The 15,511-nt window shown below is 63.6% G+C and carries 13 protein-coding genes and 1 pseudogene; 7 read left to right on the top strand and 7 right to left on the bottom strand.

Going from position 1 to position 15,511, the window contains the following annotated elements; all coding sequences use genetic code 11:
* Positions 1–127: 127 nt before the first annotated feature.
* Entirely contained in the window at positions 128–715 is a 588-nt protein-coding gene (locus tag ACQPW1_RS43625) for a TetR/AcrR family transcriptional regulator (protein ID WP_433659338.1), read from the top strand.
* 13 nt (positions 716–728) lie between these two features.
* Here the strand turns inward: ACQPW1_RS43625 and ACQPW1_RS43630 are convergent, their stop codons facing one another.
* The 3 genes from ACQPW1_RS43630 to ACQPW1_RS43640 all read right to left on the bottom strand — a co-directional run bounded on the left by ACQPW1_RS43630 (position 729) and on the right by ACQPW1_RS43640 (position 2,811).
* Complete coding sequence (locus ACQPW1_RS43630; RefSeq protein ID WP_433659340.1) at positions 729–1,259, bottom strand: N-acetyltransferase family protein; 531 nt, start codon at positions 1,257–1,259, stop codon at positions 729–731.
* Between the two features lie 23 nt (positions 1,260–1,282).
* Positions 1,283–1,897 (bottom strand): dihydrofolate reductase family protein, encoded by a 615-nt coding sequence (locus tag ACQPW1_RS43635; protein WP_433665507.1) that lies wholly within the window; start codon positions 1,895–1,897, stop codon positions 1,283–1,285.
* A 71-nt stretch (positions 1,898–1,968) separates the two neighbouring features.
* Positions 1,969–2,811 (bottom strand): helix-turn-helix domain-containing protein, encoded by an 843-nt coding sequence (locus ACQPW1_RS43640; protein ID WP_433659342.1) that lies wholly within the window; start codon positions 2,809–2,811, stop codon positions 1,969–1,971.
* Between the two features lie 118 nt (positions 2,812–2,929).
* Between ACQPW1_RS43640 and ACQPW1_RS43645 the strand changes: the two genes are divergently transcribed.
* The gene (locus ACQPW1_RS43645; protein ID WP_433659344.1) at positions 2,930–3,724 is read left to right on the top strand and encodes an alpha/beta fold hydrolase; all 795 of its coding nucleotides are present in this window, start codon (positions 2,930–2,932) and stop codon (positions 3,722–3,724) included.
* A 25-nt stretch (positions 3,725–3,749) separates the two neighbouring features.
* Here the strand turns inward: ACQPW1_RS43645 and ACQPW1_RS43650 are convergent, their stop codons facing one another.
* On the bottom strand, positions 3,750–4,808 hold the full coding sequence (locus ACQPW1_RS43650) for an alpha/beta hydrolase family protein (protein ID WP_433659346.1): 1,059 nt from the start codon (positions 4,806–4,808) through the stop codon (positions 3,750–3,752).
* A 279-nt stretch (positions 4,809–5,087) separates the two neighbouring features.
* On the opposite strand from ACQPW1_RS43650, the gene ACQPW1_RS43655 reads away from it, so the two are divergent.
* Together ACQPW1_RS43655 and ACQPW1_RS43660 are read left to right on the top strand one after the other, a co-directional pair.
* On the top strand, positions 5,088–6,575 hold the full coding sequence (locus tag ACQPW1_RS43655; RefSeq protein ID WP_433665508.1) for an alpha/beta fold hydrolase: 1,488 nt from the start codon (positions 5,088–5,090) through the stop codon (positions 6,573–6,575).
* A 41-nt stretch (positions 6,576–6,616) separates the two neighbouring features.
* The gene (locus ACQPW1_RS43660) at positions 6,617–7,720 is read left to right on the top strand and encodes an IS630 family transposase (RefSeq protein WP_433659348.1); all 1,104 of its coding nucleotides are present in this window, start codon (positions 6,617–6,619) and stop codon (positions 7,718–7,720) included.
* A 48-nt stretch (positions 7,721–7,768) separates the two neighbouring features.
* Here the strand turns inward: ACQPW1_RS43660 and ACQPW1_RS43665 are convergent, their stop codons facing one another.
* Positions 7,769–9,313, bottom strand: coding sequence for a DUF6119 family protein (locus ACQPW1_RS43665; RefSeq protein ID WP_433659350.1), 1,545 nt, complete (start codon positions 9,311–9,313; stop codon positions 7,769–7,771).
* A gap of 156 nt (positions 9,314–9,469) precedes the next feature.
* Positions 9,470–9,883, bottom strand: a complete 414-nt coding sequence (locus ACQPW1_RS43670) for a hypothetical protein (protein WP_433659352.1) — start codon at positions 9,881–9,883, stop codon at positions 9,470–9,472.
* 494 nt (positions 9,884–10,377) lie between these two features.
* Here ACQPW1_RS43670 and ACQPW1_RS43675 point away from each other — a divergent pair, with 494 nt between their 5' ends.
* Positions 10,378–11,211, top strand: a complete 834-nt coding sequence (locus ACQPW1_RS43675) for an IS5 family transposase (protein WP_433665222.1) — start codon at positions 10,378–10,380, stop codon at positions 11,209–11,211.
* A 422-nt stretch (positions 11,212–11,633) separates the two neighbouring features.
* Here the strand turns inward: ACQPW1_RS43675 and ACQPW1_RS43680 are convergent.
* Positions 11,634–11,801 (bottom strand): annotated as a pseudogene (locus tag ACQPW1_RS43680) (IS982 family transposase); the annotation flags it as partial.
* Between the two features lie 23 nt (positions 11,802–11,824).
* On the opposite strand from ACQPW1_RS43680, the gene ACQPW1_RS43685 reads away from it, so the two are divergent.
* Together ACQPW1_RS43685 and ACQPW1_RS43690 are read left to right on the top strand one after the other, a co-directional pair.
* On the top strand, positions 11,825–11,992 hold the full coding sequence (locus tag ACQPW1_RS43685; protein WP_433659354.1) for a hypothetical protein: 168 nt from the start codon (positions 11,825–11,827) through the stop codon (positions 11,990–11,992).
* A 913-nt stretch (positions 11,993–12,905) separates the two neighbouring features.
* Entirely contained in the window at positions 12,906–14,291 is a 1,386-nt protein-coding gene (locus tag ACQPW1_RS43690; RefSeq protein WP_433655183.1) for an IS1380 family transposase, read from the top strand.
* Positions 14,292–15,511: the final 1,220 nt, after the last annotated feature.

Here is a 15,511-nt window from a genome sequence, read left to right on the forward strand (position 1 = left end):
AAATGCGTCGGCGCGGGTTCCGGTCGCATGCAGCACCGGATAGACTCTTAATCGGAACGTCGCTCCGAATATGTGGAGCGCGCTCCGATCAGCAAGAGGTCGCTGACGAATAGGAAGGAGGGGCCGCGTGAGTGCAGGCGACGAGCCGCTGGTGACGGCCGCGAGCCCGGTCAAGCGGGCGGACGCACGGCGGAACGAGAAGGCCCTGCTCGATGCCGCGGCGTCGGTCTTCGTCACCGATGGGGTGGATGCACCCGTGCGACGGATCGCCACCGCGGCGGGCGTCGGCATGGGCACGATCTATCGGCACTTCCCTACCCGCGCGGACCTCATCGTGGCCGTCTATCGCCACCAGGTCGACGCCTGCGCCGAGGCCGGGCCCGCCCTGCTCGCGTCGGCGACGTCACCGTTCATCGCGCTGGGTCAATGGGTGGATCTCTTCGCGGACTTCCTGACCACCAAACATGGGCTCGCCGCCGCGATACGGAACGACCCCGACACCTTCTCCGCGCTGCACGGACTGTTCATCGATCGCCTGGTGCCGGTGCTCGACGACATCCTCACCGCTGCAAGGAAAGCGGGCGAGGTCACGGCCGATTTCACTGCCTACCAACTACTCCGAGCGATCGGTGACATCAGCGCGGGCGCGGAAATGGTCGATGCGCGGTACGACGCACGCCTCACCATTCGACTGCTGCTCGCCGGATGCCGGTAGGGCGATACAGCGGTCAATCCCCCAGTCCGGGTGTCGGTTTCACTGCGGCGGCGACCTTGGCAGCTTGTACAGCCGCTGGGACTCGCTGAAGGTAGAGCCGGAATCCCTCCGCTTCCGGCTCGAACCCCAACGACATGTAGAGCCGATGCGCACCGTCGGTGGCGTGGCGCTTGTGGGATAACAGCTGAACCTTGTTGCACCCGGCGGCCCGCGCATCACTGAGCAGACGTCGCATCATCGCGCGGGCGATTCCCTTGCGCCGATGTTCGGGGTCGACCACGACGGCCTCGATGAACGCGGTCGGCGCACAGTCGTAGGTCACGTGCGGCAGCAGCAGCTGGGTGGCCGTCCCCACCGGCTCGCCGCCGACCTCGGCGAGATAGACCGTCAGATCATCGGACCGCTGCATCATGTGCGCCCAGGTTCGCTGCTGGAGATCGGACGCGACGCGCGGCGACGCTCCGTCGGATTCGAGCGGTTCGTGGATTGCCAAGACAGCCAACAGATCTCCGGCGCCCGCCGTCCGGATGACAAGATCTCTCATACGGGCAGTATGCGGTGACGACCCTAGCGGCGGACCTTGAACCTCAGGTGCAACACCCCCTCCCCCTGGATGACCAGGTGCGGATCGTCCAGCAGATGCTGCCCATCGATACTGCCGAAGTAGCGTTTGCCCGAACCGAACACCACCGGCACCACATCGATCGCCACCTCGTCCACCAGACCGGCCGCGAGGATCTGGCCGCCCACCTCGCCCGCGTTCACCGCGACGGTGCGATCCCCGGCGAGCTCCTGAGCCTTGTCGATCGCAGCCGTCACGTCATCGACGAAGTGATACGACGCCTCCGGGTGCCAGCCCTCGGGCTTGGGCCGGTGCGACACCACGACCACGTGGTCACCCGCGGGCGGCCGACCCTCCCAGCCGTTTACCAGGTCGAACAGGTTGCGGCCCATCACGATCGTGCCGATCGTCGCCCACGTCGACCGCACGTAGTCCGCCGACGCGCTCGACACCTTGAAGCCGCCGCCGTCGCCGGAATGGTCGAACTGCTGCTCGCCGCCGCGCTGGATGATCGGGTCGTCCCCGTTGAAGTACCAATCGTGCAGTGGCCCGACGTCGTCGTTCTTGTCGGCGATGAAGCCGTCCACCGACATCACGTTGTGCATGATTACCGTGCCCACCGGGTTCTCCTCGAGTCGCTTGTTGTTCGCTCCGATCTTGTCGCCCCGAAGGCGATCGGTCTTGTAGAAAATCACTCAACCGGCATCGGGCCGTTATCCGGCGGGAACCCCTGTTCGGCGGGGAATCGCTGCCGAAGTGCCAGGTATTCCGTCGGGGTGCGGCCGGTGAAGTCCTTGAACTCCCGGCTGAAGTGGGCCTGATCGAAGTAGCCCGCCGTGTGCGCGAGCTCCGACCAGTCGACCGGACGCAGGGTGTCGACGGACAAGATCAGCTGTGCAAAGCGGTAGATCCGCGCCACCCGCTTCGGGGTGACCCCGACGTGCGACTTGAACAGCGTGGCCAGGTGATTGACGCTCACCCCCGCGGCATCGGTCAGCGCACCGACCGGGACCGCGCCGTGGGACGTCGCCAACCGTCCAGCTATGTACTGGACCAGGTCGAGACCCCGCGATGGTGCCTCGGCAAGTCGTGATCGCAGCTCCTCCTCCACTACCCGCAGCGTCTCGGCGGCCGACGCGATATCGCCGAGTTGGTTGCGAATCCGATCCACCGACCGCTGCCAGACGGCATCGACCGGTACCCATCGGTCCCGCAGCTCACTCGCGGGCATGTCGATGAAAGGCGACATCCCCCAGGGCTTGAAATGCACCCCGACGAGCCGCACCCAGGCGGGGTACTCGAAGAGGAAACGCCTGGTCCATACGCCCATGAACCACCCATCGGCGAACGTCGCCGACGGCACCGACGGGTCGGAATCCAACAGGCGAGCGGGTCCACCCAGATTGATGAATAGGTGCGCCGACGGCAGCGGCGGGACGATCATCCGGCGGTGCCGCGGCACCCCGGTCAGGCAGTAGACGTCGTCGATGAACCGATCGAGCGGCGGTGCGGGCACCCGACTGACGTACTGCATGGACTCAGTGTGCCGATGCGGGGTTCGGTCCGCGCCATCAACAGATTTAGACATATGTCTTGCACATATGTCTAAAAGTGGCTAGTGTTGTCTTCGTCAGAGCCTGAAGGAGACTGAAATGACCACCACCCGAGCCACTTTCGAAATCGACGGCCGCCGCCTGTCCTACCTGGACTTCGGTGGTACCGGACGGCCACTGCTGGCGTTGCACGGCCACATGTCCGATGCCGCGAGCTTCGCCGGGCTGGCCGAACGGCTGGCGCCCGGCTGGCGGCTGATCGGTCTCGACCAGCGCGGACACGGGTTCTCCGACCGCGCCGGCGACTACTCCCGTGCCGGATACCTCGCCGACATCGCCGCGCTGCTGGACCATCTCGGCCTCGATAGCGTTGTGCTGTTGGGACATTCACTCGGCGGCATCAACACATACCAGTTCGCCGCCCGGCACCCTGAGCGCGTCGCGGCCTTCATCGACGCCGAGGGCCCGGCCAGCCTCGGCCTCGACGGCCACAACCCGCTGCAGTTCCTGCTCGCCCTGCCCTACGAGGCACCCACCCGCCAGGAACTGGTCGACGCCATGGGGCCGATGGCCGCCCACTTCGGCGACCTGGCGCGCGAACGCGCCGACGGCAGCTGGGCCCTGCCGTTCCATCCCCGCGACATGGTCGACTCCGAAGACCAAGTGCACGGCGACCATTGGGCCGACTGGGACGCCAGCACCTGCCCCGCGCTGCTCATCCGCGCCGCCAACGGCGTGATTCCCCAGGAACAGGCCGACGCGATGGTCCAGCGCCGCGCGAACACCCGCATGGTCGAACTCGACACCGATCACTTCGTCTACGTCAATGACCCCGACGGGTTCGCCAAGACTGTCAACGAATTCCTCGCAGAGTTGGGCGGAATCGACGAGTGATCGGTCGGCGGGTGCACGGGCAGGACTATCGCTGCGTCATCCGGTTCAACCAGGTTTTCAGGTAGTCGAGCACTGTCGGATCAATGGTCACATCGATTCTTGCGTATTCATCCGGCATGCCGGTTGTCGCTGGTTGCATCAGATGATTGGCCCCCTCGAAGGTACGCACTGTCGACCTCGGGTTGCCTGCCAGTAGTTCACGCATCAGTGGTTCATTGACTGCGGCGTCGACCTGCACGTCCTTACTTCCGAAGAGTGCTAGGACGGGGACCTCGAGGGCGCGCAGTGTCGGCGCGGGTTCGTAAGTCGCCTGGGCGGCATACTCTTGATTGATTGCCTTGTCTATATCGTCGGCGTCGGCCTGCTCGGCTTGCGGAAGCTGTTGGTTCGCTTCTCGCGCATTTCTTCGCGCTTCGTCGAAATTGCCACCGCGCAGTAGGTCGCACTCGGTTTGCATGGCATCGTCGCTGGCTGCCAGGCGATCGGCCGCGGTCGTTCCGGTCGCCTGTAGCTGCACTCGCATCTGATGCTCGAGGACGTCGCACCCGGTCTGCGCCGGCCCTGCCATGAGCACTGCGAACGCCACCTTGTCCGGTGCGTTTACAGCTACCAGTGGCGCCAAGGATCCGCCCTGGCTGTGACCGAGAACTCCGATGCGAGTGCGATCGATATCCGGTCGTTCACGCAAGTACGAGATCTGTGCAAGAACATCCGACACCAGATCCTCGTATGTGGCATTGCCTTTGTCTCCGGTCGTCGCGCCGACGCCGCGGTCATCGGTACGCAGTACGGCATATCCGGCCCGGGTCAATGCGTCGGCCAGCACAAGAAAAGGCTTGTGTCCGGCGAACTCTTCGTCACGGTTTTGCTTTCCGCCGCCAGGAATCAGAACTACCGCGGGAAACGGGCCGCCTCGATCGGGGATCGTCAGCGTGCCGCCGATGGTGATTCCGTTATTGCTCATTGTCACATCAGTTGAGCGATAAGGCTTTTCCGATGTATTCATCGTCGATGTACACCCCGTCACGACGGCCGACAGCAGCAACACGACGGCAAGCCCACCGCGGCTGGCAATGAACTTCATAGCTACCCGCCATCCGTCAGATCTGAATTACACACGGACTGTAGGCGTAGGTGTTCGGTCCACGTATCCGGGAAGACCCGGAGGTCTACCCCTGATTTTGTTCATCATCGGCACGTCAACGGCTGTGGGTGTGCTCGGGTCGCCCGGACTCGGTCGTCGCCGGTCTGATCCCCAGTTCCAGCCATAGCCATATGGGCACAACACAATTCGTCCGAACCCAATATGCTGACGCCTGTGTTCGATCACTGGCGTAGTCGTGCAGCCATCCTTCTCACCGCGATGGCGCTGATCATCACGGCCGGAGAACATCTGGCGACAGCGTCCCCAGACACTCCGCCCGGTGGAGTACCGGGGGTGGCGGTGCCGAAGCTTTCCTGGGTCGACTGCGGGGATCCCGGGTATCAATGCGCGACGGCGGACGTACCGCTCGACTATCACAATCCGGGGGCCGGAACGATTTCCCTGGCAGTGCGGCGACATGCAGCCGGTGATCAAGCGCGGCGGATCGGATCCTTGTTCGTGAATCCCGGCGGGCCTGGAGGTTCCGGTGTCGGGTTCGTTTCCAGTGTGATCAAGACGATGCCGGCGGAGATTGCGGCGCGGTTCGATGTGGTGGGGTTCGATCCACGCGGGGTCGGTAAGAGTCGCGGGGTCGAATGCTGGACGGCCGAGGAGATGCAGCGTGAGTGGGCGGAGGTGCCTACGCAGTGGCGGCCGGGGGCTTTCGAGCGCGGACAGGACTCGGCCGCACGGTTCAACTCGGCCTGCCAGGCGCGCAGTGGGGACCTATTGCCTTATATCGGAACCGAATTCGTGGCCAGGGACATGGATCTGCTGCGGGCCGCGGTCGGGGACGACGAATCCAGTTATCTCGGAGTGTCTTTCGGGACCATGATCGGGTCGGTCTACGCCAACCTGTTCCCACGACGAATTCGGGCGTTGGTGCTGGACGGGGCCTACAACCCCGAGACCTATGCCAACGACCCCTACACCTACGACTACGGCCAATACCGGGAGCTGGAGGGCGCGCTCAACCGGTTCCTCGGCTGGTGTGCGGCGGATCGAGCGGCCTGCCAGTTCGGCGATCCGGCGCGGGGCGGACCCGCGGCCGCATACGACGCCCTCGTAGCCGATCTCACCGACAGGCCGGTGCGCGACGAGAGCGGTCAGGTCGTCGCCAACGGGGCGTCCCTCGTCTACGGACTCATGATGCAGCTCAACGGCGGTCGCGCGGCATGGCCCACCATCGCCGACTCGCTCCGGCAAGCCGCCGAACACCGGAACGGACCCGCCCTGCGCCCGGTGAGCCGTTACGCAGAATTCTTCGCCGCCAATGTCGCGGTCGAATGCGCCGACCGCGTATACCCGCCCACGACACTGGAACTCCGAGCGCGCCTTGCCTTCGACGTGGCCGCCGGACCCCGCCTGGGCCCGGTCGCCGCCTGGGGACCGCCCGGTTACGACCACTCCCACGCCAATGCCTGTCAACGCTGGTCCGCACCCAGAGCCAGCCGCTATGCGGGTCCGTGGTCTGCCGCTGGCTCCGCGCCCATCCTCGTGGTCGGTACCACTGGCGATCCCGATACGCCCTACCCGGACGCGGTCGCCCTAGCAGGCATGCTGAAGAACGGCCGACTACTCACCGTCGACGGTGAGGGGCATTCCGGCTTCGGCCACAGCCAGTGCGCGCGGGATATCGAAACGGCCTACCTGATCGAATCGGCTGCCCCACCAACCGGTTCCACCTGCGCTGGCAATACCGACTAGTGTCTCGTGATTCTCATTGTCTTACAGGATGATTCAGTGTCGTGTTTACTGTCGGAGTGGAGTTGACGGCGGATCAGGTAGCGGCGTTGCGGGGACTGGTGAACAGCCCGGATGTGGCTGCGTCAGTGGGTACTCGGGCGCGGATCGTGTTGTGGCGCGCGGAGAATCGGCGCAAGACCGAGATCGCGGCGCTGGCCGGGGTGTCGCGGCCGACGGTCGATGCGTGGCTGGCCCGGTACGAGGCCGACGGTATCGCCGGGCTGCTTGATCACAAGCGTGGGGCCGGGCGCGAGCAGGTGCCCGCGCGGATTCGCGCCCGGATTCTCGCGGCGACGCGTACCAGTCCGCCGGCCGGGTTGTCGCAGTGGTCGAGCCGGGAGATGGTGAAGTTCATCGCGCGTACCGAGGGCGTGTCGGTGTCGTGGCATTATGTGGCCAAACTCTGGCGCGACACCGGATTGAAGCCTCACCGCCACGGCACGTTCACACTCAGTCGCGATCCGGCCTTCGCCGACAAGCTCGCCGACATCGTCGGGCTCTACCTCGATCCGCCCGGTGGCGCGGTGGTGCTCAGTATCGATGAGAAGACGCAGGTGCAGGCGTTGGATCGGACTCAGCCGGTGTTGCCGATCTGCTTCGGGGTGACCGAGAAACGCACCCACGACTACGTGCGCCATGGCACCACGAACCTGTTCGCCGCCCTCGATATCGGCACCGGGCGCGTCTACGGCGAATGCAAACCGACCCGCAACGGCGCCGACTTCGTGGCGTTCCTCGACAAGGCCGTCAAGCCACACCGTGGCAAGGACATCCACATCGTGCTCGACAACCTGTCCACCCACGCCACACCCGAGGTGGTGAAGTGGCTCGAGGCCCACCCGCGCGTGGAGTTCCACTTCACCCCGGTCGGATCGTCGTGGATCAACCAGATCGAAATCTGGTTCGGCATTATCACCCGCCAGTCGATCCGCCGTGGCACCTTCAGTTCGGTGAAAGTCCTTGTCACACAGATCCGTGACTACATCACTCACTGGAACACCGACCCGAAGCCCTTCGAATGGACCGCGACCACCGACGAGATCCTCGCCAAGGTCCGACTCACTCAAACCAACATCAAGAAGCTCGTCGACAACAACGGGAAGTAACGCCATCAGAATCACGAGACACTAGCGGATACCGGGCCCGCTCATTTTCTAGTAGCTCAGCGTCGGGTCGCTTCCGGCGTGCCTACTCAGTTTAATGACCGGGACAACTCCGACGTCGAGGCACAGCTTCGCCCAGTCGGCAATCTTCTGCTTCAGGATGACCGATTTGATGTCGGCGATGTTGGCGGGCAGCTTCTTCGCCTTGTAGCCGAGCCACAGGCAGTATCGTTCAGGTTTGGCTAGGTCGGTGACGGTGGCATTGTTCCGGATGAGTTCCAGGACCGTTGTCGCCTGGTCGCAGACATAGCCGAGCTTCTGCGCGGTGCCGAACTTAACGGCGAACACGGTCTTTTCGAGGCTCAGGTCCCATGCTTCGACCGGTGTTCCGGACGCGATCACCGCCAGACTGAAATCCTTGTCGGCCTTCTTGTAACCCGCCCCGCCGACCTGATCGGAATCATTGAATGACGGTTCTGTTCCGGTAAGCACCTCGAAGATCTCCTCGGTCGGCTCGACCTTGATTTCCCGCACGTACTTATCGATGAAAGCCAGGTAGTCCTGGTTAAATTGCTTCCAGACCCCGCCGGACAGTGTCGCCCTGTGCGAGTCGACCGTGTATTCCAGGGCCTGTTTCAAGGTTAGGTGCGGCTTGTGCCAGTCACCGCCGTCCGCGAACCGTGTGATCTCTATGGCGAATATTTCGTCGCGCGTCAGTTGTCGGGAACTTATGTAAAGGCGGAGGTCTGCGACGGTGAGGTCGTGGTCGAAACCCTTCTCCGGGAACAGCATCGACTTCTTGTGACGGGCTTTCAGGTCATATTTTCCGGGCTTTCCAAACAGGGAGTTGAAGTCGGCATCGCACAGATCCAAGCTGTTTGTGGCGAATTCACCCTGGTCGCCGATTCCGAGAATAGCATCGAGGAGGAGGTCGTCCAGTACGGCTAGCAGTTGCTTGTCCTTCACCGGTTTTTCCCGGGGCAGACTGAACTGTTCCGGGTTTTTCAGTTCCGTCTCGATAGACGACAGAAACGCGGGGATTCCTGGTATGTCGATAGGCGGGGACAGGGCGGCAGCGGCGCTGAAACTGCCGACCGCGCCGTACATTTCCCGCTTCGATGCGACGATCGCCGCACGGATCTGGTCGATCGACTCGCCGCCCTCGATGTCGAGGTAGGTGTGCGACCGGTAGACCCGGCTCTCCCTCCTCCTGACGCTGTGGGACCGCCTCGTCCCGGTTTGCTTGACATCGCGTTCGTTGGCGATCCGTTTGGCGAGGTCGAGACCGAACTCGTAGTCACACAGCGACCGGGCCTGGTGGTGGCCTGATCCATACGACGCGGCGTAGCACGAGGAGTCGCGGTGGAAGATGTGCAGGCCCGCATGCTCCTTCCTGGTGGGAACTTCCCGGTTCTGGAAGAACGACTCGTACCGCTTCACCCACCCCGTAACGGCATCCTCGCCCTCCTCGAACCAGAATTCCGAATCCCATCCGCTGTCAGCGTATGCGCGGATCAACGTATAGCCGTTGTCTTGGAGACGTGCGCGAAGTGCCTCCAACGAATTTCGTGGGATCTTGAAGATGCTCAGTTCCATCCCGTGGCTCCCGGCCGTTGCTCGTGGTCGAACGTCGAGCGCTGTCACGGCAGGTCACGGTCTACACCACCGTGATCCATTGCCCGGCGCTACCCCGCCTCGAAAAGTACCGCATTCCACCGGGATCGGTAACGGAAATGTCGGCGGTAAGCCTGGCTACAACAGCCCCTCCAGCCCCACCCGCGCCGACTCGGCGAGCATGTCGGCGCCACGGCCGGTCAGGCGCGGAGAAATCCGCCAATGCGGACCTTGCAGACCGATCTGCTCAAGCAGGGCGCGCCGCTGCTGATACGGGAGCTGGATCAGCGAGCGGCCTCCGATGTGGAGAAGATCGAAGATGACGTAGGTGGCGGGCGAGGTCGTGGCCAGTGCCTGCACGGCGGCGGGGTTGCGTTGATGGATACGGGGCTGCATCGCCGAGAACGACGGCAGGCCGTTGGGCCCGAACACCACGATCTCGTCATCGACCACGACGCCTGGATGCGCTGGAGCCAATCCGGCGAGCTCGGGCCAGCCGCCGGGGATGTCGTTGCCATTGAGAGAGCACGACTGTCGAACATGCGCTGTCATCGGCTATGTGCGGACGTTCGCGTCTGCGGTTGGACGCTCGCCCCTCAAGGGTTCATACACCGCCTGGGTGTGTCTCATAAACGATCTTGGGCTCAAGGGGTCATTGCATCACCGCGTGGATGATCCTGTCGGCGTGGAGGTTTGGGTGCGGGACTACGTCATGTCTGCTGATCGTCAAGACGAGGTGTGGCGCCGATGGCGGGCCGGCTGCGGCATCGCCGCAGATCAGGTCGCCTCGCCGGAGGTAACTGGATGGCACATGTTAGAGACAGCCTTAGTGAGCGTCCGGGAACTCTCGCCAGCGGCGGCTGGTGGTGGGTTGCCCTTGGATGCGCCCACGCCGGGGGCCGGGATGCTGGATCGATGAATGTGGTTGCGGGTGAATGATATTCGGGTCGGCGTGGCGTAGCCCGAACATGAAGAACTCCTGGTAGATCAACGGTTGTCGAGACCAAGTTCCACCAGGAGTTCGTGTGCCAGTATTGCCGAGTTGTCTGTGTTCGTCATGCCCGGCCCACGGCAAGTCGCCGACGCCGTGTCCGGCGTATCCATCTTCGTGCAGCGACGAGCAGTGGGTGCTGCTCGAACCGCTGTTACCCGCGCCGGGCAACACCGCGGGTAAGGGTGGGCGCGGTGAGAAACATCCCCGCCGCCTGGTGCTCGACGCGATCTTCTACCTGGTGCGTGGCGGCATCGCCTGGCGAGCGTTGCCCACCGACTTCCCGCCCCCGACGACGGTCTACGACATCTTCTGTCGCTGGACCAAAGCCGGCGTGTGGCAACGAATTACCGATGTGTTGCGTGACCGGATCCGAGTCCGCGCGGGCCGGCGGCCCATCCCGACGGCGGCGATCATCGACTCCCAGTCGGTGCGCGGGGCCGACACCGTGCCCACCGGTTCACGCGGATGGGACAACGGCAAAAAGGTCGGCGGACGCAAACGTCATATCGCCACCGACACCATGGGCCTGCTACTGGGGGTCGTGGTCACCGCCGCCAGCACCCAGGACCGCGACGGCGCGGTCCCGCTACTGGCCGAGCTACGGGAGCGGTTCTCCACCATCGCACTGACCTGGGCGGATTCCGGCTACAGGGGCAGGTTGGTGGCCTGGGCGCACCAGGTCCTGGACCTGGCCGTGACGATCGCCAAACGCACCGATCCCGGCTTCGTCATACTGCCGCGCCGCTGGGTCGTGGAACGAACACTGGCCTGGATCAGCAAACACCGCCGCTGCGTCCGTGACTACGAAACCCGACCCGAGCACCACGAAGCCATGGTCTACATCGCCACCATCATGACCATGTCACGCCGACTCACCCGAGCATGACCGAAGTTCCCGGACGCTCACTAAGCGAGTAGGCCAATCGATCTGAGCTTGCCACCGAGCCCAGTTCCGTTTCTCCGGACTGGGCTCGGCCCGTCTATGAGTACAAGTCAGCAGGTGTCGACTGTCAGCGTCCACTACCGAACGATCAACGGGTGCGCTCTATGCCGCGTGCGTCCGGTCCCCTGCCAGCTCGTTGGACGCTGGGCGCTTGTCCAGGCGGAGTTCGTACCGCCGCCTCCGGTGCCTGTGCGTGCGACAACGCCAGCCGAATATGCTCCGGCACCTGAGGTTGATTCAGCATCTCGCGATACGCCGCGTCCCGTGCTTGGTCTAACTCGGCCTGCCGCCGCTCGGCCTCGCGTGCCTTGTCGGCTGCCGCGCGCTCATCTGCGGCTTCACGTTCCACGCTTACAGCCTGATTCTTTGAAGGTCTGGTTGATCGATTCGATGATCTGGCGCAGCGGTTTGAACAGTGTGGCACCGGCCCGTTCGGGTTCGCCTTTGCGTGCCGGGCGCAGCAGGCGCATGGCACTGTCGGCCAGTGCGGTCTCGAACTCTTTGCCGAAATAGTTCTTGTCGCCGATCAGGCTGGTGCAACTATTTCGAGCACGGTGTGTCCAAGCAGACCTTTTGCTACGTCGACCACTTCGCTTTCATGCGGATCGCGTATTGGTTGCGCAAACGGCACTTCGGCTTGACCTGGGGCAGGCTACGCCGCCAATTTTGGCCCGAATACCGGATCAGGGCCCAGGCGTCGAGCTGTTCCGGCCACGATCGGTGACGTCAACCGCTACCGCTACACCATCGACGGCTCTACCAATACTGCGGCGAAATGCCACCAGCGCAGATGGAGACCGCCTACTACGCTCAACAACCAGCCCAGCAGTTCGCTGAGCTGTCACACCAGGAAGTCTCCGGACTCACCGGGGGGATTTACCGGAGCCCCTTCGGGGTGATCTATATCATAGTCTGAAGTTCGATAGGCTCGGCCTTCATGCCTGTTTACGATGACGCATGCCCAGGTCGCCGTACCATGTGATGGGATGTCATCGACGATGGCCGACCATCGATGGAGTCATGAAACATATTGCTGCCCTGCATATTATGTTCATTACACGGATGTGCAGACTTCCATGCTGTCGGGGGTGTACATGAGGAAATGCCGAGGAGAAGCTGTGAGACGTCTGAGCGCACGACCGTTCAGCCTCGGTTGGCGTCGAGGGTTGCACCGCTATCGGGGTGATGCGCTGACGTGTTGCGATGGCAGGCGGTGCGCCAGATTGCCAGCTGTGCAGCCGGTTTCGTAGACAGTGAAAATCGCTGCGGGGGTGTTTCGGCTGGCCAGGTAGTCAGGTGGAGCCTCGTGGATACCATGTCCGGAAAGGCGCGGGGCCGTGAGCGGCTCGATGGCGTTGCCCTCGATGTGTATGGCATTCCAGGCGGTACTGGCATGCGTCAATGTCGTTCGCGGACAGCGAGTCTGGCCGACGTTGAGTCATGGGGGAGTACGACTGCGCATGCCGCGAATGTGGCGAAAATGTTGACCGGACGGCAGTATCGGCACCGAATCTACTAGCCTCGGCCAATCATGGTAATGGCGCCTAACCTGCGGCGGGAATGGCGAAAGGTGCTCCGACCTGCGATAATTCGACTTGCGAAGGCTGAATTGATCGAGGTTTTGGAGCACCTTTCTGGTGGGCAAGTCTATATCGCCGTATCCGCGGCTGACCATCGACGGTGACGGTGCGGGCGTGGTGTCACACGCAGGTGCGGCACTGCTGCTGCGTACTGCCGAGATAACTGGTTTGACCTGGGGTTTGTCGGAACAGTTGGGGCCGTGGCGCAAACCGATGGCTGTCCACGACCCGGGCAAGATCGTGCTGGATTTGGCGGTGACACTCGCGGTCGGTGGTGACTGCGCCGCGGATGTGGCGTTGTTACGGGCCGAGCCGGGCGTGTTCGGTCTGGTGGCCTCGGATCCGACGGTGTCGCGGACGATCACCGCGCTGGCTGCCCAGGCACCGAAAGCGTTGGCCGCCATCGCTTCTGCACGCGCGGACGCGCGGGCGCAGGCGTGGGCCGTGGCTGGGCCGAACGCCCCCGGTCACGGGATCAACATCGATGATCCGTTAATCATCGATCTCGACGCCACCCTGACCGACGCGCACTCGGAAAAACAGAACGCCACACCGACGTTCAAGCGGGGCTTCGGCTTCCACTCGCTGTGGTCGTTCATCGACCACGGTCGCACCGGCACCGGCGAGCCCGCCGCGCCCATGCTGCGGCCGGGCAACGCCGGTAGTAATACCGCTGCCGACCACAAGCAGGTTCTCCGCGATGCCCTCGCTCAGCTGCCGTGGCAGCCGGGATGGCGGGTCGGCCGGAAAGTGCTGGTGCGCACCGATTCCGGTGGCGGCACCCACGAGTTCCTCGACTACTGCCACCGCCGCCGGCTGCAGTACTCGGTCGGGTTCACTCTCACCGACGAGATCGTCACCGCCATGGGCACCCACCTGAATCCGCAGGATTGGACACCGGCCTACGACGCAGACGGCGAGGTCCGCGACGGCGCCTGGGTCGTGGAAGTCACCGGCATCACCGAGTTGACCGGATGGCCGCCCGGCATGCGGCTCATCGTCAGGAAAGAGAGACCACACCCCGGTGCTCAGCTGCGGTTCACCGACCGCGACGGGATGCGGTTGACCGCGTTCGTCACCAACACCACCCGCGGCCAGCTGCCCGACCTCGAGTTGCGTCACCGCCAGCGGGCCCGCTGCGAAGACCGGATCAGAAACGCGAAAGACACTGGCCTGCGCAATCTTCCGTTCCACAGCTTCGACGCCAACCGCATCTGGCTCGCCGTCGTCGCGCTCGCACTCGACCTGACCGCCTGGATGCAGACACTCGCCCTGCACGACCACCCCGCACGTCGCTGGGAACCGAAAACGCTACGGCTGCGGCTGTTTTCAGCCGCCGGACGCATCGCCCGCCATGCCCGCAAAACCACACTGCACCTGGCGCGGCACGCCCCCTACACCGAACTGCTCACCACCGCCGCAGCACGCCTGCAACCCGGCTGACCAGCCAGAAACCGTCCCTGCAACCAAGGAAACCAACCACCCGGGCCAGTGGAACCCGGCAGCCAGCCCGCTGCGCGGGCCAGCTGCCCTGCCCGCAACCGGAAAACTACGACCGAAACACCCAATCCGAACCCGATCAGGCCAGCACATCAACCCGGCGAAAGATCGAGGCTAGCGCATGAGCGGTCGGAGGGCTCCGTGACGCGGGATGCCTTGGCGGTTATGTGATTTCGACTACGTGCTGCTTCCTATGCAGGATGAAACTTCATTGGCAGGATGCGAATCAGCATGGGCGGCTTGGCTTTTCAGGGAACTCGACGTGGCGGAGTTGGCGAGTTGAGCTCTCAAACTACTTGTCCTGGAATGAAGTTGAAGTAACAACGTCTAGATGCCCGTGCTCGGCTTGTTCGGCCGGGAGGATGGTGTGACTCGTTTCACAAAACGAGTACATGTGCGCAACTCGCTCCGCCTTGACGTGTTTTGTCGCGTTGTTACGCTTTCGCCCGATTTGGGGATGGCCCATCAAGGGGATGGGCTCGGGTGTTGTGGAGTGTGATGAGGTTTCGCCGTCAGGGCGACGCGTTGGTGCGTTGGTCCCCTGCTAGTTGGTATCGCTGGAAAGTGGTTTCGTGGGCGGCTGCGTTGGTTGCCGTGCTGGTGCGGGTTGTGACCCGGTCCGGCGATGGGTGCCACCGCGTACTGGATGCGGGGGAGGGGATCGGCGGGACGCTAGTGAGCGTGCGATGGCCAGCGGGCGCCGATCGGGCTGTCTGCCCGGCTGGCCGCGGTGATTACCCTGGCGTCCGGTCTCGGAGCGACTCTGCGCGGGCGTGTGTCGGGCGCTCCCGTATTCGGCTCCCCAGTTGTGGTGGCTGAATACTCCCCATCTGGTTCCGCTGTACCGTCTCCCGTGTGGCTAACCGATGTTTCAATATCGGTCGTTGTCAAGACATTACGCGCTGGCGGAGGGGATCGGGGATGTCGTCCTGAAGTGAATGCCCGCGACGAGTTGTGCAGCCTCGGCGTATGTCCGGGCTCCTCCCTGCGCGCCGCCTGATCAGTTGTTCGAGTCCGGCGGAGTACGCGGTCGATTCGATACTTTCGCCCTTTGAAAGCCATTGTTCGATGCGTGGTCGGCGGGGATCGCGGTATCGAACTCGCCTGAATACCAGTTAAATTGCTCATCGATCACAAGGTGGTCGTAGCGCCAGTTCTCAAAC

The organism is Nocardia sp. CA-128927, assembly GCF_050955855.1.
Lineage (GTDB): Bacteria > Actinomycetota > Actinomycetes > Mycobacteriales > Mycobacteriaceae > Nocardia.

Bases quoted from the DNA above. Each gene is read 5' to 3' on its own strand.
- ACQPW1_RS43630 (WP_433659340.1), bottom strand. From the start codon at position 1,259: ATGAGAGATCTTGTCATCCGGACGGCGGGCGCCGGAGATCTGTTGGCT.
- ACQPW1_RS43640 (WP_433659342.1), bottom strand. From the start codon at position 2,811: ATGCAGTACGTCAGTCGGGTGCCCGCACCGCCGCTCGATCGGTTCATC.
- ACQPW1_RS43645 (WP_433659344.1), top strand. From the start codon at position 2,930: ATGACCACCACCCGAGCCACTTTCGAAATCGACGGCCGCCGCCTGTCC.
- ACQPW1_RS43650 (WP_433659346.1), bottom strand. From the start codon at position 4,808: ATGAAGTTCATTGCCAGCCGCGGTGGGCTTGCCGTCGTGTTGCTGCTG.
- ACQPW1_RS43655 (WP_433665508.1), top strand. From the start codon at position 5,088: ATGGCGCTGATCATCACGGCCGGAGAACATCTGGCGACAGCGTCCCCA.
- ACQPW1_RS43665 (WP_433659350.1), bottom strand. From the start codon at position 9,313: ATGGAACTGAGCATCTTCAAGATCCCACGAAATTCGTTGGAGGCACTT.
- ACQPW1_RS43670 (WP_433659352.1), bottom strand. From the start codon at position 9,883: ATGACAGCGCATGTTCGACAGTCGTGCTCTCTCAATGGCAACGACATC.